14 protein-coding genes are annotated in these 19,753 nt (G+C 64.4%); 10 read left to right on the top strand and 4 right to left on the bottom strand.

Annotated features, from left to right (window positions below; genetic code table 11):
• The first annotated feature begins 54 nt into the window (after positions 1-54).
• The 6 genes from G6N81_RS10735 to G6N81_RS10755 all read left to right on the top strand — a co-directional run bounded on the left by G6N81_RS10735 (position 55) and on the right by G6N81_RS10755 (position 8,156).
• Positions 55-417: a hypothetical protein gene (locus tag G6N81_RS10735; protein ID WP_165136718.1), complete on the top strand. Its 363-nt coding sequence runs from the start codon at positions 55-57 to the stop codon at positions 415-417.
• Positions 418-420: 3 nt separating this feature from the next.
• A complete protein-coding gene (locus G6N81_RS10740) occupies positions 421-1,542 on the top strand; it encodes a family 43 glycosylhydrolase (protein ID WP_165136721.1) in 1,122 nt (373 codons plus the stop codon).
• Positions 1,543-1,633: 91 nt separating this feature from the next.
• Complete coding sequence (locus G6N81_RS10745) at positions 1,634-7,345, top strand: immunoglobulin-like domain-containing protein (RefSeq protein ID WP_165136724.1); 5,712 nt, start codon at positions 1,634-1,636, stop codon at positions 7,343-7,345.
• A gap of 78 nt (positions 7,346-7,423) precedes the next feature.
• Positions 7,424-7,708, top strand: a complete 285-nt coding sequence (locus G6N81_RS10750; protein WP_241244965.1) for a GNAT family N-acetyltransferase — start codon at positions 7,424-7,426, stop codon at positions 7,706-7,708.
• 71 nt (positions 7,709-7,779) lie between these two features.
• Positions 7,780-8,025 (top strand): alcohol dehydrogenase catalytic domain-containing protein, encoded by a 246-nt coding sequence (locus tag G6N81_RS12990; protein ID WP_378730649.1) that lies wholly within the window; start codon positions 7,780-7,782, stop codon positions 8,023-8,025.
• On the top strand, positions 7,992-8,156 hold the full coding sequence (locus G6N81_RS10755) for a zinc-binding dehydrogenase (RefSeq protein ID WP_165136727.1): 165 nt from the start codon (positions 7,992-7,994) through the stop codon (positions 8,154-8,156). The genes G6N81_RS12990 and G6N81_RS10755 overlap by 34 nt, the downstream gene beginning before the upstream one ends.
• A gap of 21 nt (positions 8,157-8,177) precedes the next feature.
• Here G6N81_RS10755 and G6N81_RS10760 read toward each other — a convergent pair whose 3' ends face one another.
• Both G6N81_RS10760 and G6N81_RS10765 read right to left on the bottom strand, forming a co-directional pair.
• Positions 8,178-8,996 (bottom strand): SseB family protein, encoded by an 819-nt coding sequence (locus G6N81_RS10760; protein WP_165136730.1) that lies wholly within the window; start codon positions 8,994-8,996, stop codon positions 8,178-8,180.
• 115 nt (positions 8,997-9,111) lie between these two features.
• On the bottom strand, positions 9,112-12,789 hold the full coding sequence (locus G6N81_RS10765; RefSeq protein WP_165136733.1) for a multifunctional oxoglutarate decarboxylase/oxoglutarate dehydrogenase thiamine pyrophosphate-binding subunit/dihydrolipoyllysine-residue succinyltransferase subunit: 3,678 nt from the start codon (positions 12,787-12,789) through the stop codon (positions 9,112-9,114).
• Between the two features lie 305 nt (positions 12,790-13,094).
• On the opposite strand from G6N81_RS10765, the gene G6N81_RS10770 reads away from it, so the two are divergent.
• Positions 13,095-14,426, top strand: coding sequence for a hemolysin family protein (locus G6N81_RS10770; protein WP_165137905.1), 1,332 nt, complete (start codon positions 13,095-13,097; stop codon positions 14,424-14,426).
• Positions 14,423-15,481, top strand: coding sequence for a hemolysin family protein (locus G6N81_RS10775; RefSeq protein ID WP_165136736.1), 1,059 nt, complete (start codon positions 14,423-14,425; stop codon positions 15,479-15,481). Before G6N81_RS10770 ends, G6N81_RS10775 begins: the two co-directional genes overlap by 4 nt.
• A gap of 79 nt (positions 15,482-15,560) precedes the next feature.
• Here G6N81_RS10775 and G6N81_RS10780 read toward each other — a convergent pair whose 3' ends face one another.
• On the bottom strand, positions 15,561-16,637 hold the full coding sequence (locus G6N81_RS10780) for an NADH:flavin oxidoreductase/NADH oxidase (protein WP_165137906.1): 1,077 nt from the start codon (positions 16,635-16,637) through the stop codon (positions 15,561-15,563).
• A gap of 46 nt (positions 16,638-16,683) precedes the next feature.
• On the opposite strand from G6N81_RS10780, the gene G6N81_RS10785 reads away from it, so the two are divergent.
• Positions 16,684-17,568 carry an ADP-dependent NAD(P)H-hydrate dehydratase gene (locus tag G6N81_RS10785; RefSeq protein ID WP_165136739.1) on the top strand — a complete coding sequence of 295 codons (885 nt, stop codon included), beginning with the start codon at positions 16,684-16,686 and terminating at the stop codon, positions 17,566-17,568.
• A complete protein-coding gene (locus G6N81_RS10790; RefSeq protein WP_165136742.1) occupies positions 17,565-18,761 on the top strand; it encodes a glycosyltransferase 87 family protein in 1,197 nt (398 codons plus the stop codon). The genes G6N81_RS10785 and G6N81_RS10790 overlap by 4 nt, the downstream gene beginning before the upstream one ends.
• Positions 18,762-18,791: 30 nt before the next feature.
• On the opposite strand, the gene G6N81_RS10795 is transcribed toward G6N81_RS10790, so the two are convergent.
• Positions 18,792-19,652 (bottom strand): carbohydrate kinase family protein, encoded by an 861-nt coding sequence (locus G6N81_RS10795; protein WP_165136745.1) that lies wholly within the window; start codon positions 19,650-19,652, stop codon positions 18,792-18,794.
• Positions 19,653-19,753 lie beyond the last annotated feature (101 nt).

Genomic DNA, 19,753 nt, shown 5'->3' on the forward strand with positions numbered 1-19,753 from the left:
CCCCTGGGGACCGAGCCGGGGTAGCTGATGTTGTCAACGATGACAGGAGGAGCAATGACGCTCAGACGAGGAAAAGCGCGGCCGGTAGCCGTCGCATTCACGATGGCGGCCGCTGTGATGGCGTCATCGTTGCTCGCGATATCCCCGGCGACGGCAGATGATGCTCCTCAGCCGTTTCTTCACTATCCGCTGACAGAAACTGAAGGAACGATTGCGCACAACGTTGTGCTCCTGGACGAGGACCAGAGCGGGAACTACTTCATCGTCGGCCTCGGGAATGAGGCCAGCAGTAACGATGGCGACGGATACCTCTTCCTCACCGGGAACACGCAGTTCCGCGGTGCTGCGACGCTCACCAACTGGCAGGGCGAAGAAAACGCGCGTTCCGATCGAGCGTTGCCGCGCGGTGAATGGTAGACGGTGACCTACACGCTCGACGGTGCGGCCGGCGAATCCCGGCTCTTCTTGAACGGTCTCCTCGTCGCGGAGAACCTTGATTCGACGATCGCTCCGAAAGACATCGGTGGCGGATCGACGACGCATAACTATCTGGGGCGTTCGAACTACGCTGCCGACAACCTTTTTCAGGGCCAGATTCGCGATGTCCGCATGTACGACGAAGCGCTGATGGTTGCGCACATCGGTGATATCGGACTGTCGGAAGACGTTCTTCGTATCGACCCCATTATTGACGGCGGCGAACGCGATGTGCTTTTCGCCGTTGAGCCCGGAACTGACCGCACAAACCTGACGCCGATATTCAACCTGCGTCCCGGAACGGCCTCGTCGCCTGCTTCCGGAACAACGCTAGACCTGACAGACTTCCTCGACCCCGAGACGGGGAAGTGCTTCCTCTACTGGGGCAACGGACGCCCCGTGTACGCGGAGCTCAGTGACGATATGACGAGTGTTGTTCCCGGAACAATCCGTGTTCAGGACGGGCTCACCGGCTACCGCGAGAGCACCTTCGTCAACTACCGCGAAGGTATGTACCACCTGACGTATTCGATTGACGACACCGGAAGCGAGAATTACCGGGTCGGCTACGCAACGAGCGACTCTCCGCACGGTCCGTGGACATACCGGGGCGTCATCGTCCAAAAGGACGCTTCGCTCGGCATCCTGGGAACGGGTCACAATTCCGTTCTCAACGTGCCAGGAACAGACGACTGGTACATGGTCTACCACCGCTTCGCGCGGTTCGAACTGCATTCGACACCGGTTCACCCGGCGACGGTGTCCGCGGACAGCGAGGGGCGCATCACGACGCGCCTCAACATTCCCGCCGACACGACAGCAGGCGTGCACTCGCTGATCGCGGTTACGCCCTACGGCGAGCTGAAGGTTCCCGTGACGGTGGTTTCTCCTGCCGGAGATGCGGACCCGGAGGCGCCCGCCCCGAGTCAGACCGCGACACCCGATGATCTCGCGGCGACGGGTGGCTTCGATGCCTCCTTCGCCGCGCTCCTCGCCTTCGCGGCGATGCTGCTGGGCGGCGTGAGTCTGTTCGCGACTCGCGTCAGAAAGCGGTCGACGTGTTGATCCTGGGAGGGGCCCGATCCCTCCCTCCCCGGTTACGGGCCATGCGGCCTGCAACCTTCCTCTCCCCAATGTCGAAGGAGACAAAGTAGCGATGACGCACATACAAGGAAGACGAGCGCGGCGTTCAGCCATAGCGTTCGCCGCAGCGGGAGGCCTCGCAGCGACACTGATTTCTGCGCCACCCGCGCTGGCAGATGATGGCCCACAGCCATTTGTGCACTATCCGCTGACAGAAACCGAAGGCACCGTCGCGCAGAACGCGGCCGGTGATGGTTTGGACGGCGAGATCCGCGGCGGCGCCGAGCTCCTAGGCGATCAGGGAATCCGTTTTAACGGAACTGACGCGGATGTTCGTCTGCCGAACGACATCATGGCGGGGCTTGACGAGATCACCGTCAGCCTCGATGTGCTCGTCGATGACTCCCAGCAGGGGAACTACTTCATCGTCGGCCTCGGTAACCAGGCCACAGGAACTCCGGGCGGTGGAGACGGATACCTGTTCCTCACCGGGAACCCCGCAACCCGCGGAGTGATCTCCCTCGACCATTGGAACGCCGAACACAACGCGCGGAGCGACGCTCCTCTCGTACGCGGTGTGTGGCAAACACTCACATACACGGTCGGTGACGGAGCGTCACATCTCTACCTTGATGGTGAGCTGATCGCGGAGAACACGGACACCGCTGCAACACCGGGTGAGATCGGCGGAGGTGTGAGCACGCACAACTACCTCGCGCGATCCAACTACGCTGCTGACCGCCTGTTTACGGGCCAGCTCCGCGACTTCCGCCTGTACGATCAGGCGCTCACCGCTGAGCAGGTACAGGAACTCGCCCCCAGCGACGCTGACCGCCTCGCCGATGCCGTGGCTGTTCTTGATCTCGGCGATCTCTCCGCACTCACAAGCAACCTACCCCTCCCTACTCAGGGAGCGAGCGGAACGCAGATCGTTTGGGCCTCGTCCGATGACAGCGTGATCGCACCGGACGGCACGGTGACGCGCCCCGCGGCCGGCTCGGATGACGCGTCGGTGACGCTCACGGCGACGCTGACCCGTGGCGAGGCGAGCGATCAGAAGACATTCGACGCCACCGTCGTCGCGTTGCCGACAACGGCACGCACGCTCGACGACGCCTACAACGCGCTCGACGTCGTCAACATCGACGACGTGCGGGGAAACCTCACGCTTCCCTCCACGGTTCCCGGAGCGCCAGCAGACCTGGACATCACGTGGCAGTCAGATGACGCTTCTGTCGTCGCGGAGGATGGCATCGTCACGCGCCAGTCCGAGGACGCCGAGGTAGGCCTTACCGCGACGATCTCCTACGCAGGGGAGACCCGAACGAAGTCGTTCACGGCACGCGTACTCGCTGCGGTTGAACTTGATGAGTTCGAGGGATACGTCTTCAGCTACTTCACCGGCAACTCGTGGGACGGCGAGAAGATCTATTTCGCCGCAAGTGAGGGAAATGACGCGCTGAACTGGCAGTACCTCAATGACCAGCAGCCGATTCTCGAATCGAGTGAGGGAACGACGGGTCTGCGCGATCCGTTCATCATCCGCTCACCCGAGGGTGACCGCTTCTATCTGATCGCGACCGACCTGTCGACTCCGGGGGTGAACCACGACTGGAACTACATGCAGCGTCACGGGAGCCAGTACCTGGAGATCTGGGAGTCCACCGACCTGGTGAACTGGTCGGACCAGCGTCACGTGAAGGTCTCGCCGGACAACGCCGGCAACACCTGGGCGCCCGAGGCGTTCTACGACGACGAAATCGGCGAGTACGTCGTGTTCTGGGCGTCCAAGCTGTACCCGGAGAACGATCCCGGACACGCCACGAACACCTACAACCGCATGATGTACGCCACGACTCGTGACTTCGTGAACTTCTCCGAGGCGCAGGTTTGGCAGGACACCCCGCCCCACAGCCGCATTGACACCACGGTGATCAAGGACGGAGACACCTACCACCGCTTCACGAAGGAGGAGGGTGGCTCGAACGACATCCTCCAGGAGCAGTCGACGAGCCTGCTCGCGGCAACGGACGAATGGGAGTTCGTCACCAACGGCATCGGTGCGAACGCCGGTACTCGCGCAATCGAGGGACCGACGATCTTCCAGGCGAACCCGGCCGACGTCAACGGTGGTGGAAAGTACTACCTGTTCGTTGACGAGTATGGCGGACGTTTCTACATTCCTCTCGTCAGCGACAGCCTGGACGACCCCGACTGGCAGGTTCCTGCCGAGTTCAACCTTCCCGGAGCACCGCGTCACGGCACCGTGATGCCGGTAACGAAGGAAGAGCACGAGCGTCTGCTCGAGGCATGGGGTCCGGAAGAGGAAGAACCGGTTGACCCGGTCGATCCGACGGATGTTGAGCTTCGCGCGCACCTCCCGCTGGGCGAGGATGTCACCGACACCGTCGGAGACTTCGACGGAACGATCTCTGGCAACGCGACGTTCGATGACGGCCTCACCCTCACGGGTGGCACGTCCGGGCCGTACGTTGAGCTTCCGGCTGAGCTGTTCACGGCCGACGAGAAGATGACGATTTCGTCGTGGATTCGTCGCGATGCCGGCAACGGAAACTCGGCAGCCCTGACATTCGGCAGCCGCGTGACCAGCGGATATCCGCCGCACTACTGGATTCTCAACCCGGCGAATCCCGACGGGTTCGTGAAGAGCGTCATGACAAACGGGACGAGCGCTGATTCGCCTTGGTCGACGGAGGTCGGCGCAACGAACGCCGCCACGTCACGCACGGCAAATGGTCTTCGCGGTGCATGGGCGCAGTACACGACGGTCATCGACGAAACATCGATCACGACCTACGTGAACGGTCAGCCGGTGGGTGCCCCCGTGGCGAAGTCGATGCTGGTCAGCGAGTTCTCGGGCGACATGGTCGCCTACCTCGGTCGCTCGCCGTACCCGGCCGACACCCGTTACGCTGCCGCATTCCGCGACCTGCGTGTCTTCACCGGCGCGATGGACGAGGACGCGGCAGAGCAGCTCTTCCTGGATGATGTCCAGGCGCCCCCGGCATCCGCATCGGACGCCGAGGTATCGGAAACGAACGGCCGTGTCGCCGTGTCATGGACCGCGCCGGCCAGCGCGGGCTATGCGCCGATTGAGGGATACCGCGTCGTTCTCGACGGGCCTGAGCGTTACGAAGAGTCCGTTGAGTCGGGTGTGACCACCGTCGACTTCGGTGCTGTTGCCGAGGGCGACTACACCGTAACGATCACGGCGTACAACCTCGTTGGTGACGGCCCTGCGTACGATGCGGGAACGGTCAGCGCAATCGTGACCATGTCGCCCGCCGAAGAAGACCTCTCGCTTGTCGAGATCTTCGGAGCAGACGACATCCGTGGCAACATCACGCTTCCGGCTGCGGGCCCGCTGAATGGCGAGCCCATCGAATGGAACGCGACGCCTGCGGGCATCATCACGACTGATGACGACGGAGAAACACTTGCCGGTGTCGTCACGCGAGGCGACGAGGATGTCGAGGTCACCCTGACCGCGACATCGGGCGATGCCGAGCGCGAATACACCGTGATCGTCAAGGCGGCGACGGAGCTGGACGAATTCGCGTCCTACTTCTTCTCCTACTTCACGGGCGAGGGCGGGCCGACGCCTCCGGGCGGCGAGGCCATTCGGTTCTCGTTGAGCGAGGGCGCCGACGCACTCACCTGGGGCAACCTCAACGACGGAAACGTGGTGCTGGAGTCCACGATGGGCACCGAGGGTCTGCGTGACCCGTTCATCATGCGCTCCCCGGACGGCGACCGGTTCTACCTGATCGCTACCGACCTCAACACCGCTGCCGGAACGGACTTTGGCCGCGATCAGCGCGAGGGAAGCTTGTACCTGGAGATCTGGGAGTCTAACGACCTCGTCAACTGGTCTGAGCAGCGTCACGTGAAGGTGTCGGATGAGCTCGCGGGAAACACCTGGGCTCCCGAGGCGTTCTGGGACGAATCGATCGGTGCCTACCTGGTGTTCTGGGCCTCGAACCTCTATGACACCCCGGAGATCGAGGGGCGTGACAACTTTCAGAACTACAACCGCATGATGTATTCCGTCACGCGTGACTTCGTGAACTTCACGGAGCCGGAGATCTGGATCGACTCCAAGCGCGGAACCGGTCGCGGCACGATCGACTCCAGCGTGATCAAGGAAGACGACACGTACTTCCGGTTCACGAAGGACGAGGCAGACATGACGATCTACCTCGAGCAGTCGAACCACCTGCGCGCCACGGTCGAGCACGAAGGAATCGCCGATCCCTTCGAAACAACGGATGACCCGAACGAGTGGAGCCTCGTCTCCGACAAGATCGGTGTTGGCCAGCAGTACGTCAACCCCACGGGGAACACGTCGACCTTTACACAGGGTGAAGGCCCGACGATCTTCCCCGCCATCGGAGACCCCGACCGCTGGTACCTGTTCGTTGACCAGCCGGGCTACCACGGCGGCGCCGGCTACGCGGCGATGACCAGCACCGACCGCGGAAAGACCTGGGAAGTTCTCGATTCGTCGAGGCTCCCGCAGTCGCCGCGTCACGGAACGGTCATGCCGATCACCCGCGAAGAGAACGACCGCGTTCTCGAGGCCTACCAGGCTGATCGTCTGGTGACGGCTGTCGAATCGTTCGAGATTGAGATTTCGGACGCCGATGAGTCGGTTGATCTGCCGGAGACGGCCCTTGCGACGATCAACAACGAACAGGTGGCCGTTGGGGTTGTCTGGGAGGAGTTCGATCACTCCGGTCTCGCGTCGGGCGAATCGCTCGAGGTGCGCGGGTGGCTCGAGAACGCGGCGGCAACGCCCGCGATCGCGACGATCGTCCACGTCGGCGACGACGGCCAGGATGTTGATGCAGACGCGACGGCTGCTGCTGGTTCGGATGAGGGTGCGGATGCTGATGCGTCGGATGCTGATGCGTCGGCTGCTGGTTCGGATGAGGGTGCGGATGCTGATGCGTCGGCTGCTGGTTCGGATGAGGGTGCGGATGCTGATGCGTCGGCTGCTGGTTCGGATGAGGGTGCGGATGCTGATGCGTCGGCTGCTGGTTCGGATGAGGGTGCGGATGCTGATGCGTCGGCTGCTGGTTCGGATGAGGGTGCGGATGCTGATGCGTCGGCTGCTGGTTCGGATGAGGGTGCGGATGCTGATGCGTCGGCTGCTGGTTCGGATGAGGGTGCGGATGCTGATGCGTCGGCTGCTGGTTCGGATGAGGGTGCGGATGCTGATGCGTCGGCTGCTGGTTCGGATGAGGGTGCGGATGCTGATGCGTCGGCCGCTGGATCGGACCAGGACGCTCAGGCAGATGCCTCGGGTAGCGATGGCGATCAGCGTGAGCTAGAGCTCACAGCAGAAGCCGGCACGGTTGTTGCCGGTGGCGAGCTGTCCATCACGCTCACGGGTCTGCTCGAGGGCGACGAGGTCGTGTTCGAACTGCACTCGGACCCGATCGAGCTTGCGCGTCTGACCGCGGATGAGAACGGAACGATCAGCGCTGCGCTGAAGATTCCCGCCAACACTCCTGCTGGTGAGCACACGCTCGTCGCGATCACTCCCTACGGCACACTGGAGCTTCCCGTGACCATCGAGGCAGCGCCCGCTGCTGACAGCGATGGCGGCGCGAACCCGGTCGCTCCTGGCAACGACGATGACGATCTCGCTCCGACGGGTGGCTTCCCTGCCACTCAGGTCGGCCTGATCGCCCTCGCGGCGATGCTGCTCGGCGGCGCCGGACTCCTCGGAGTCCGTAGCCTGCGCCGACAGCGCGCATAGAACGTGTGGGCTCGTCTTTTCCCCCTGAGGACGAGCCCACACCGCACGCGAACCGGGGCGTTCGTGTTGAATCGGATCATGACTGATCTGATCTTCACGGACGCCCCCGATTCGTCTCGCTACGAGCTGCGCGCGGAGGGTGAGCTTGTCGCCGCTCTCGAATACCAGGTCTCGGGCGAGGCAGTTTCGCTCACGCGCACGTACACGAGCCCCGAACATCGTGGCAAGGGCTACGCGGGGATCATCACCGAGCGTGCCGTTGACGCGATCGAGGCGGCGGGCGGGCTCACGATCGTCCCCATGTGTTCCTATGTCGCGGGGTGGTTCGAGAAGAACCCCGAGCGCGCGAACGTTCTGGAGTGACCGTCACATGACGTGGCGTTCCGTATCTCCGGAGCAATTTTCTTGAGGGGCGTCCGTTCCCGGTTCGCTTGATGCCACTGCGTGGCGGGCGGGTTCTCGGGCTGGACGTTGCCGGAACCGTTCACTCCGTTGGCGCGGGCGTCACGGATGTCGTCGCCGGCGACGTTGTTTTCGGAACCGCGATCGTGGGCGACGGATCCCTGGCGGAGTTCGCGCGAGCACGAGTTGATCGCCTTACGCCGAAGCCGGAACGGCTTTCGCTCCCGGAGGCGGCGGCCGTACGATGCGATCATCGACACCGGCGGTCATCGACCTGACGCAACTGATCGCCCGCGGGCACGTCTCCCCGGTCATCACCGGCACGTATGGCCTTGACGACGCTCAGCGTGCCATTGCCTCGCTGGGCAGAGGGCGCGGGGCGGGCAAGGTCGTCGTCACAATCGACTGACACGCCCCGCGCTTCTAGCGGCTACTTTGCGGTCTGGTCGTCGCCCGTGACCTCGAACCAGTCGAGAGAAAGCTCGGCGGCAGGGCCAACGGGGTTCACAACGAGACCCTGCATGCCGTCCTCCGCTGCGGAGGCGACAATACGATCAAGAGTTGTCGGCTGGGCGATTGCGTCTGACTTCCATGCCCAGAGTTCGGCGGGGCTGGTGAACAACGCGTGCAGCTGGCGGCCGTCCGGGTGCGTTGCGGTGGCGACGGTGTATCCCGTGACCTCTCCGGCTTCGTCGGTGACGGGAAGTCCTCCGACGTACACGACGGCGTCCTTGAGCATCCGAACGAAGGCGTCCAGCTGCACGCCGCCATCAACGAGAGCCGAGGCGAGCTGTGCGGCATCTGCGGGGCTATCGCCGAACGCGCGGCCGAGCTCATCGCTGTACGCCACAAACGCCCCGGGAGTTCCCGCGTCGATCACGATGCCATCGTGGTTTTCCATTGCCTGCTTCAGGGCTGCCGCGCCGGGCTGTGCCAGCGAGGTCGTCTTCTCGGCCGGTGAGAACGCCTCAAGGCGCGGGTTTTCCGTAAACGCCAGCAGCAGGTCCTTGCCTTCGCCATCGGAAACAGAGGTGACGGCGAGCTTGTCGCCCTCCTGCATCGGGTTTGCGGGGTCGGCGAACTCCGAGCTGGAGATGTCCAGGAGGAGCTTGCCGGACGCGGCGCGACGAAGAACATCGCTGTGCGTCTGAGGGTCCTTTTGCGTCGACCAGGCCTCCAGGGCCTCCTGCACGCGGGTGTTCTGCACGATGTTTGACGGCTGAGTGCCGCTCGGCTGCGAAGAAGTCATCCCCACCACGCTACGCGCCAGGTCGCGCGTGCGCGAATGGGCGTCATCATTTCCTCATAAAACGGGCGGTGCCACGGCTGAAAAGCCGTGGCACCGCCCGTTTTATGCTCTCAGATCAGCTACCGAGGGCGCGCTTCATCAGATCAGCATGCTCGATCGCGTGCACCTTTGACGAGCCGGTCGACGGCGCGGCCGCAGCGGGACGCGACACCACCGTGAACTCACGTCCGACGCTCGGAGACAGCCACTGCTGGATGAACGGCCATGCCCCCTGGTTCTCGGGCTCATCCTGAACCCACACGACTTCAGCGTTCGGGTACGACGCAAGCGCCGCGCGCAGCTCCTCAACCGGGGCTGGGTAGAACTGCTCCACGCGCACGAGAGCGATCGCGTCGTTCGGGTTCTTCTGCAGCTCGCCGCGCAGATCCCAGTGGATCTTGCCCGAGTGAACGAGCACGCGGGTGACAGCGTTGGCATCGAGGCCGCGGTCGTCGCCGATCACGGGCTCGAACGTGCCCTGCGTGAGGTCGGCAACTTCGCTGGTGGCACCGCGAAGGCGAAGCATCGCCTTCGGCGTGAAGACCACGAGCGGGCGACGCGGGCGCTGGTAGGCGTGGCGGCGCAGCAGGTGGAAGTACGACGCGGGCGTGGACGGGCGCGCCACCGTCATGTTGTCCTGCGCGCACAGCTGCAAGAAACGCTCGATACGAGCCGACGAGTGATCGGGGCCCTGGCCCTCGTAGCCGTGGGGGAGAAGCAGAACAACGCCGGATTCCTGTCCCCACTTCTGGTCGGCAGAAGAGATGAACTCATCGATGACCGACTGGGCGCCGTTGACGAAGTCACCGAACTGTGCCTCCCAGAGCACGAGCGCGTTCTCGTCCTCAACGGAGTATCCGTATTCGAACGCGAGCGCAGCGTATTCGCTGAGTAGCGAGTCGTACACCTGGAAACGAGCCTGATCCTCGGCGAGGTTCTGGAGGGGGAGCCATTCCTGACCGTTGACGCGGTCGTGCAGAACCGCGTGGCGCTGGACGAAGGTGCCGCGGCGGGAGTCCTGGCCGACCAAACGAACGGGCGTTCCCTCGAGCAGCAGAGAACCGAAAGCGAGCAGCTCTCCGTACGCCCAGTCGATCTTGCCCTCGCGGGACATCTGCACGCGCTTGTCGAGCAGCTGCTGCAGCTTGGTGTGCACCGTGAAGCCGGCCGGCTTGTTGGCGTGGGCGTCGCCCACCTGCGTGATGACGTCGACGTCAACGCCGGTTGTCTCCGGCACCGTTGTGACGGGCTCGTCGAAATCGCCATCCGGGACTACGGGAATCGAGCCGGTCTCGGCCGCGTGCGTCTCGGCGAACGCGATCTCGAGGCGGTTCTGGAAGTCCGCCTTCGCGGCCTCGTACTCTTCTTCCGTGATGTCGCCACGGCCAACGAGCGACTCGGTGTACAGGCGCCGGACGGAACGCTTCGCCTCGATCAGGCCGTACATCAGCGGCTGGGTCATCGAGGGGTCGTCGCCCTCGTTGTGCCCACGGCGGCGGTAGCAGACGAGGTCGATGACGATGTCGCGGTGGAACTTCTGGCGGTATTCGAATGCCAGTTCGGCGGCGCGAACAACCGCCTCGGGGTCGTCACCGTTGACATGCAGAATCGGCGCAGCGATCGCCTTGGCGGGGCCCGTGGCGTAGTACGACGAGCGAGCATCCTGCGGCAGCGTTGTGAAGCCCACCTGGTTGTTGGCGATCACGTGGATCGTTCCGCCCGTGCGGTATGCGCGCAACTCGGACATCTGCAGAGTCTCGAGAACAACGCCCTGCCCGGCGAAGGCGGCGTCGCCATGGACGAGGATCGGCAGCCAGGGGAAAGATCCGCGGTCGTGGCGGTCCTGCTTGGCGCGGACGATGCCCTCCAAAACGCCGTCGACCGTTTCCAAGTGCGAGGGGTTCGCCGCCAGGTACACGTCAATGTCCCGGCCGTCCGTGGCGTGGAACGTGCCCTCGGTGCCGATGTGATACTTCACATCACCCGAACCGCGCTTGTTGCCGGGGAGAGCGCCCTCGAACTCGCTGAACACATCGCCGTAGGTCTTCCCGGCGATGTTGGTGAGCACGTTGAGACGCCCGCGGTGAGCCATACCGATCGCGGCGCCTTCAAGGCCGGCCGCGGCGGCGCCGTCGATCACGCGGTCAAGAAGCGGGATGAGCGACTCGCCGCCCTCGAGCGAGAATCGCTTCTGCCCGACATACTTCGTCTGCAGGAAGGTTTCGAAAGCTTCCGCCTGGTTGAGCTTGCCGAGCACACGAATCTGCTCGTCGTGGTCGAGCTTCTCGTAGGGACGCTCGAGCTTCTGCTGGAACCACTCGCGCTGCTCGTGGTCGGGGATGTGCATGTACTCGATGCCGGTGGTGCGGCAGTACGTGTCGCGAAGAACACCGAGGATGTCGCGCAGCTTCGCCTGACGCTTACCGCCAAAACCACCCGTGACGAACTCGCGCTCGAGATCCCAGAATGTGAGGCCGTGCGATTCGATCTCAAGGTCGTGGTGCGAGCGCTGCTCGAAGGCGAGGGGATCGATGTCCGCCATCAAATGACCGCGAACGCGGTAGGCGTTGATGAGCTCCTGAACACGCGCTGTCTTGTCGACACGCTCGGCGACGTCAACAGAGACGTCGGCGCTCCAGCGGATCGGAGCGTAGGGAATCCGCAGCGCGGCAAAGATGTCGTCGTAGAAGTGGCTCTGACCCGTGAGCAGCTCGTGGACGATCTTGAGGAACTCGCCCGAGCCCGCGCCCTGGATGACCCGGTGGTCGTATGTGCTCGTGAGCGTGATCGTCTTACCGATCGCCAGTTCGTTCAGCGTTTTCTGGCTGGCGCCCTGGAACTCTGCCGGGTAGTTGAGCGCGCCCGCGCCGATGATCGCGCCCTGGCCCTGCATGAGGCGCGGAACCGAGTGAACGGTTCCGATTCCGCCGGGGTTGGTGAGCGAAATCGTCGTTCCCGCGAAGTCGCTCGCCCCGAGCTTGTTCGCGCGAGCACGGCTGACGAGGTCTTCGTAGGCATCGAGGTACTCGCGGAACGAGAGCGACTCGGTGTTCTTGATGCTGGGAACCATCAGCGCCCGCGAGCCGTCGGGGCGCGGCAGGTCGATTGCGATACCGAGGTTGATGTGGGCGGGAGCGACGACGCTCGGCTTGCCATCGACTTCGGCGTAGTAGACATTCTGGCTGGGGAAGACCTTGAGGGCCTGAATGAGCGCCCAGCCGATGAGGTGTGTGAACGACACCTTGCCACCGCGCGAACGCGCCATGTGGTTGTTGATGACGATGCGGTTGTCGATCATCAGCTTGGCGGGGACCGTGCGAACGCTCGTCGCCGTCGGGACCGTCAGCGACTGGTCCATGTTCTTGGCGAGGGTCTTCGTCATCCCCTTGAGGACGGTGACCTTGTCCGAGGCGGCCGAATCGTCCGACGCGGCGCTCGATGTCTTCTTCGACTCAGGCTCGGCGGGGATCGGCGCGGGGGCCGCAGGCTTGGCTGTTGTCCGCGCTACGGGGGGTGAACCGTTTGTCGCGGGTTTTGCCGCGGGAACGTCACTCGCCGCCGTCTTCTGCGGGGGCGCCTGCTGCTCGGTGGACTGGCCATTCTGAGCGGCGTACTGCTCCATAATCGGCCACCATTCCTTGTCGACGGCGTTCTTATCGACCTTGTACTGCTGGAAGAGTTCGTCGACGAGCCACTGGTTGGCCCCGAATCCTCCGTCGTACGACGTCCCGACACCCGTCACCTGACTCGACACGGTCAGATCCCACTTTCATCGATGAAATGCTGTTCGACGCGCGACCAGCGGGTCGCACACACGGCTTCCAGCCTACGTTATGCCTGCCCCTGCGCGCGCTGGGAACTGAAGTGCCGCGTAGAGCAAATTCCGGGCTGTGACGACGCCGTGATGGCACCGGGTGCCCGCTGTGACCCGTGACGTTCGGTCATCCCCATCGTCTATGATCACCTGATCATGGATGACCCTCCTAGTCGCAGACCCACGCCCACCCGATCCCACCCGCCCCAGGCGCAACTCCCCGAGGAGGGAGGAGCCCGGCTGTGATGGATTGGATCATGTTGGGTGTGGGTGTCCTCCTCATCATTGGCACCGGCATCTTCGTCGCGAGCGAGTTCGCGCTCGTCAATCTCGATAGGGCCGATCTGGAAGCGCGTCGCGAGCGGGGCGAAACCCGCCTGACGATGACGATCTCCGCGCTGCGTCATACCTCGACGCACCTCTCGAGCGCTCAGCTGGGCATCACACTGACAACGCTCCTCACGGGCTACACGATGGAACCGGCGATGTCCTCGCTACTGGACCCCGTGCTCGGACAGTGGGTGCCAGAGGCCGGCGCGCAGGCGATTTCCACGGTCATCGCGATGGCCATTGCCACGTTCTTGTCGATGATCATCGGTGAACTCATCCCGAAGAACTTCGCCCTGGCCCTTCCCCTCGCAACGGCGAAAGTTGTCGCGCCGTTGCAGATCGGTTTTACCACCGTCTTCCGCCCCGCGATCGTTCTGCTCAACGGCAGCGCGAACGCGATTTTGAGGGCGATGGGCGTTGAGCCGAAGGAAGAACTTTCGGGGGCGCGTACGGCCGAGGAACTGTCCAGCCTTGTGCGTCGTTCCGCGATGGCGGGTGTTCTGGAAAAGGACACGGCATCGCTGCTCGACCGCTCGCTCACCTTTGCACGCCTCACGGCCGACGACGTGATGACGCCGCGGCCGAGCATGCATGCCGTTGCCGTCGGTGATCCCGCCGATCAGGTGATGATGCTCGCGCGAACAACGGGCCATAGTCGGTTCCCCGTATTCAATGATGATCTTGACGACATCGTCGGAGTCGTTCACCTCAAAGCGGCCATCGCCGTTCCCCGCGAACGGCGACACGATGTTCCCGTTGGTGCTCTGATGACCGAGCCCCTCCGCGTTCCGGAAACGGTGCACCTCGACCAGCTCCTCGCGGAGCTGCGAACTCGCGGCTACCAGATGGCCGTTGTGATCGATGAGTACGGCGGAACGAGCGGCGTTGTCACACTGGAAGATCTCGTGGAAGAAATCGTCGGCGAGGTGGCTGACGAACACGATCGGCGCACTGCTGGCGTTGTTCGTCACCTTGATTCCGTGACGTTCCCGGGCGATCTTCGCCCCGACGAGGTGCGTGAGCGCGTGGGAATCGACGTTCCGGAGGACGAGTCGTACGACACGGTCGGCGGGTTCATCATGGCCACCCTCGAAAAGGTGCCATCCACAGGAGACACCGTTCGCGTTGACGACGGCGCCATCGTCGTCGCGCGCATGGACGGCCGTCGTGTGGCGCGCGTGCGTTTCGTTCCGGACCCCGTTCCTGCACATGCCGATGCTGACGCCATCGAAGGGGGTACCCGATGAACGACTGGGCTGGTCTGGCGTGGCTTGTTGTCCTCCTGCTCGGAAACGCCTTCTTCGTTGGCGCGGAGTTCGCGGTGATCTCCGCGCGTCGATCGCAGATCGAACCGCGGGCGGAAAAGGGATCTCGCACGGCGAAAACCGCCCTCTACGCGATGGAGCACGCAACGGCGATGCTGGCGACGAGCCAGCTCGGCATCACGATCTGCTCGCTGCTGATCCTCAACGTTTCCGAGCCGGCGATCCATCACCTGCTGATGGGACCGCTGGGACTGACCGGAATGTCGGAAGCCGTTGCGTCGACCGTTGCGGTGATTATCGCGATTCTGTTCGTGTCGTATCTGCACGTTGTCTTCGGTGAGATGGTCGCGAAGAACCTCGCGTTCTCGCTTCCCGACCGGGCCGTTCTGCTGCTCGCACCGCCGCTTGTCGCGGTCTCGAAGCTGTTTCACCCCGTGATCTGGGTGCTCAACGGCATCGCGAACGCCGCGCTGCGGATGGTGGGCGTCGAGCCGAAGAACGAGGCCGCATCCACGTTCACACTGGACGAGGTGGCAACGATCGTCAGCCAATCGCGTCGCGAGGGTGTCCTCGTTGACTCCTCCGGCACGGTCGCCGCCGTCGTTGAGTTCACCGACAAGGTCGCCGGCGATATCGGCGTCCCGCTCGAAAAGCTTGTCACCCTGCCCGAGAACGCAACGCCCGCCGATATTGAGCGCGCCGTTGCCACGCATGGCTACTCCCGCTATGTGATCGTCGATGATGAACATGACCCGATCGGCTACGTCCACATCAAGGACGTCCTGCGTGCGGAAGACGCCGAAACGGATCGCAAGATGACGCAGCCGATTCCGGCTAAGCGCATCCACCGTCTCGTGCCCGTTTCTGCCGCGACCGACCTGGAGGACGCGCTGGCGCTCATGCGTCAGCAAGGCCGCCACGTTGCCCGCGTGCGAAACGCAACGGGCGAGACGGTCTCCGCCTTGTTCCTCGAGGACATTCTCGAAGAGCTGATCGGCGAAGTGCATGATGCCACCGAGAGGTCTCGGCGGCGGTAGCGCCTGAGACGCACAAAACGGCCCTGTGGGCCAGTGAATCTCTTTCGAGAGTCGCTGGCCCACAGGGCCGTTTCCGTTGCTACGCCGCTGCGCGCCGCGCCCGCACGTACTGTTTCGGCCAGATCGATGCGTCCTCGCCGAGTTCCGCCGCGGCACGCAACCCGAAGTGAGGATCCCGCAACCATTCGCGCGCCGCCAGAATGACATCGGCGTCGCCATCTTCCAGGATCTGTTCTGCCTGCTGACCGCTGGTGATAATGCCTACTGCTCCGACGAGCGCGCCGGTGACCTCACGAACGCGCGCCGCATGCGGCACCTGGTAGCCGGGGAAGACATCAATCTTCTGGTGGGCGACAAGGCCGCTCGTCGAGATATCGAACAGGTCGGCGCCCGCATCGACGGCCCAGCGGGCCACCTGTGCCACATCGTCCGTTGCGAGTCCGCCGTCTGCGCCGTCGGTTGCCGAAAAACGCACGAAAACGGGAACATCGGGGCCGACTTCGGCGCGCACGGCCCGGACAACGTCGAGTGTGAAACGGGCACGGTTCTCGAGAGACCCGCCGAACTCATCCTCCCGTTCGTTGGACAGCGGCGAGAGGAACTCGTGCAGCAGATAGCCGTGCGCGGCATGCACCTCGATCACGTCGAAACCAGCGTCGAGCGAACGCCGCGCCGCGTGGGCGAACGCCGCCGTGACTTCGGAAATCCGTTCCGGGGTCATCGCGACGGGAGGAGCAAAGCCCTCGTACGCGATCGCCGACGGGCCCTCTGTCTGCCATCCGCCGTCCGCGGCGGGAACCGTGCCATTGCTGTCGGCAAACGGCGCCCACGTCGAGGCTTTTCGTCCCGCGTGCGCAAGCTGGATTCCGGCGATCGATCCGCGGTCCTTGATCGCCGTGGTGATGGGCCTCCACGCAGCAACATGTTCGTCGTTCCAGATGCCGGCGTCCTCGGGGGAGATCCGGCCGACCGGCACAACAGCCGCGGCCTCGGCGATCACGAGTCCGGCGCCGCCCGAAGCGAACTGGGCCAGATGCACGTGGTGCCAGTCGCCGACGACGCCGTCCGTCGCGCTGTACTGGCACATGGGAGCGACCCACAGCCGGTTACGGAATGTGGTTTCTCGGATCGTCAGTGGCGTGAAGAGCCTGCTCATCGTGGCCTTTCCGGAGAGTGTCTGCGCACGGCGATAGTGTTGCCGCATGCCTGAAGGAAACGGATCGAGCGAACACCGCTGGATGGCGGAGGACGCAGCTTCCGTTCTGCGAGTTCCAACGCGAGGTGATCACAAGTATTCCCGTGGCGTCGTGTCGCTTCTCACAGGAAGCGTGACATACCCGGGCGCTGCTGTGCTCTCTGTCGAGGGCGCGTGGCGGGCTGGCATCGGCATGGTGCGGTGGCTGGGGGAGGACGCCGTTGCCCCCTTTGTCGTTCACCGGCGTCCCGAGACCGTTCTCGGCAGCGGACGTGCTGACGCCGCTGTTCTCGGCAGCGGAATGGCGGCCGCACCGGATCGCGATGAGAGCACAACGCGCCGAGGGCTCGCGCTTCTGGCCTCGGGCGTTCCTGCCGTGATCGACGCCGGCGCACTCGATCTTGTACCGAGGGCGAAAGGCGCCGTCATCGTGACACCGCACGACGGGGAACTGCCGACCGTGCGGGCGGCATGCGGCCTCGGCGGTGCGCGCGACGACGTCGCCACCCGACTGCACGCAAGCGCACACGAGCGCCTCGACGTTGTGCGCGAAACGGCCGATGCCCTCGGCGGGGTCGTGCTCCTGAAGGGCGCACGCACTCTCGTGGCGGCGCCAGGAGGGTGGTGGACACACATTGATACGGGCGTTCCGTGGCTGGCAACGGCAGGAACGGGAGACGTCCTTGCCGGGACGATCGGCGCGCTCCTCGCCGGATGCGTCGCGCAGACGTCGTCCGAGGATGTCAACCTCGAATCGCTCGCTACTGTTGCCGCAACGGCGGCGTGGCTCCACGGAACAGCGGGCAGAATCGCCGCGGGCGCTGGTCACCCGATCACGGCGCTCGACGTGGCAGAGGCGCTTCCGGCCGCATTCGCGGAGGCGACGCGATGAGGGCACAGCCATGGCTGCCCGTCGCACTGATCTGGGCCGCTTTTGGCGTCGCTCACGCCGTTTCCGTCGCGCTCGGTTTCGTGTGGCCCAACGGCCCCATGGGGGACACCTACCTCGTCTACGAGCCGTGGAGCGAGATGGCGCTCGGTGGTTACGGCATTGTCGGCGTCGACATGCCGTGGGTGTATCCGCCGCTTGCTCTTGCGCCGATGGTGATCGCTCAGGGGCTTGTCTGGTTCGAGTCGTATTCGATGGCGTGGGCGGCGCTCGTGTGCATCGCCAATGCCGTTGGGTTCTGGGCCCTCGTGCGCGACGGTGAATCGCGCAGCCGCGTGATCGCCGGTGGATACTGGGCGCTGTTCACCCTGCTGCTCGGTCCGATCGCGATCTACCGTATCGACGCGATCACGGTGCCGCTCGCGGTGATCGGCATGCTCTGGTTGCGTTCGCGGCCGGGTCTTGCGGGAGCGGTTCTGTCGATCGCAACGTGGATCAAGGTGTGGCCTGCTGCGCTGCTGCTGGCGGCCGTGTGCGCCGTTCGCCGTCGCAAGGAGGTCGTCATCGGTGCCGCGCTGGCATCGGTGGTGATTGCGGGTGTCGTCGTGCTGGCCGGCGGCGCAGGGAACCTCTTCGGGTTCGTGACCGAGCAGACCGGACGCGGCCTGCAGATCGAAGCCGTCGCCGCAACGCCTTTTATGGTCATGGCGCAGACCGGATCGCACGCCGTGTATTACGACACGGACATCCTTACCTATCAGGTTGCGGGCCCCGGCATCGCCGAGGTAGCGAGCGCCATGACGCTGGTGATGGTGATCGCCGTCGCCGGCATCGCCGCGCTGGGGACGTGGAAGTCTCGCAGAGGCGCCTCCGTCGTCGAGCTCCTCCCGCCCCTCGCACTCGCCCTGGTCACGGCGCTGATCGTCACCAACAAGGTGGGGTCACCGCAGTTTGAGAGCTGGTTCATTGCGCCCATCGTGTGGTGGATCGTCTGGGACCGGCGCCGCGCGATGCCGCTGGCCATTTTGGCCCTCGTGATCGCCGCGCTCACCCACGTCATCTACCCCCTTGCGTACACGCAGATTCTCCTGACGGAAGCGCCCGCGATCGCCGTTCTGGTGCTCCGCAACGTCGCCCTCGTCGCCCTCGGGATCTGGGCCGTTGTCCGAGTGGTGCGGGTGCCCGCTCGGGGTTAGGGCGTGACTTGCGGCCTGCGCAGCCGGCGATTAACTGTGGGACGCGGCCTCGACACTCAGCACGGGATGCATGTGCGGGGATTCGATTGCGATGCGCGCCTGGTTCGCGCCGGCCGACAGGGCGCTATCGACGCAGGCACCGCTCAGTGTGGCGGCGAGAAACCCGGCCATGAACGCGTCCCCCGCGCCGTTGGTATCGACAACGTGTGCGGCAGTGGCCTCCACGCCGTGTCGCGTTCCGGACGACGTGAGCGCCACCGCGCCCTCCGCTCCGCGGGTACAGACCGCCAACCGCGGTCCTCTTCTGAGGCAGCTCTCCATCAGAGCCCATGGATCATCGGTTTTGTCGTCGTTCATAAAAACAACGTCGGCGGCGCGCACAAAGGGCTCATGGAAGGCTGCTGAGCCGTCGTAGTCATGCAGGTCCACCCACAGCGGCACCTCGCCGCACCGCCCAAGAAGTGCGGCACCGAGATCGCTGAGATCGATAACGGCGATCTCAGCATCCGCGACGGCCGCGGCAGCCGCGGCGACGTCTTCTTCTGCCGGAGGTGAGGGCGTCGACACATAGATTGAGACGCGCTCGCCAGCAACCGTCATCAGATTTACGTGACGTTCCGTGCGTTCCGACGGAACGCGGTCGACGACAACCCGCCCCAACACCAGCGCATCGGCCACGCGGTCTCCGTCCGTGTCAGCGCCGAGCGGCGTGCGTAGCCGCACATCCACGTCGAGAGAGGCCAGGTGTAGCGCCTTCCCGGCCGATGTTCCGCCGAGCGCATGCCATTCACGCTCAGCGAACTGCATGTGCGGAACGGGCTCCGGCAGTCGGTCCAGGAGGATGAGATGGTTCCACGCTGAGGGACCGGCGACGATGACGCGAGAAGGCATGAACCCATCACAGCGCATGTGGCGCCGCACGCCTCCAAGGCGCGTCGACGGAATGCGAGGATGAACAGGCGGCGCGATGCGCGCTGCCCGACGACTCAAGG

This window comes from Microbacterium amylolyticum (assembly GCF_011046975.1).
Taxonomy (GTDB): domain Bacteria; phylum Actinomycetota; class Actinomycetes; order Actinomycetales; family Microbacteriaceae; genus Microbacterium; species Microbacterium amylolyticum.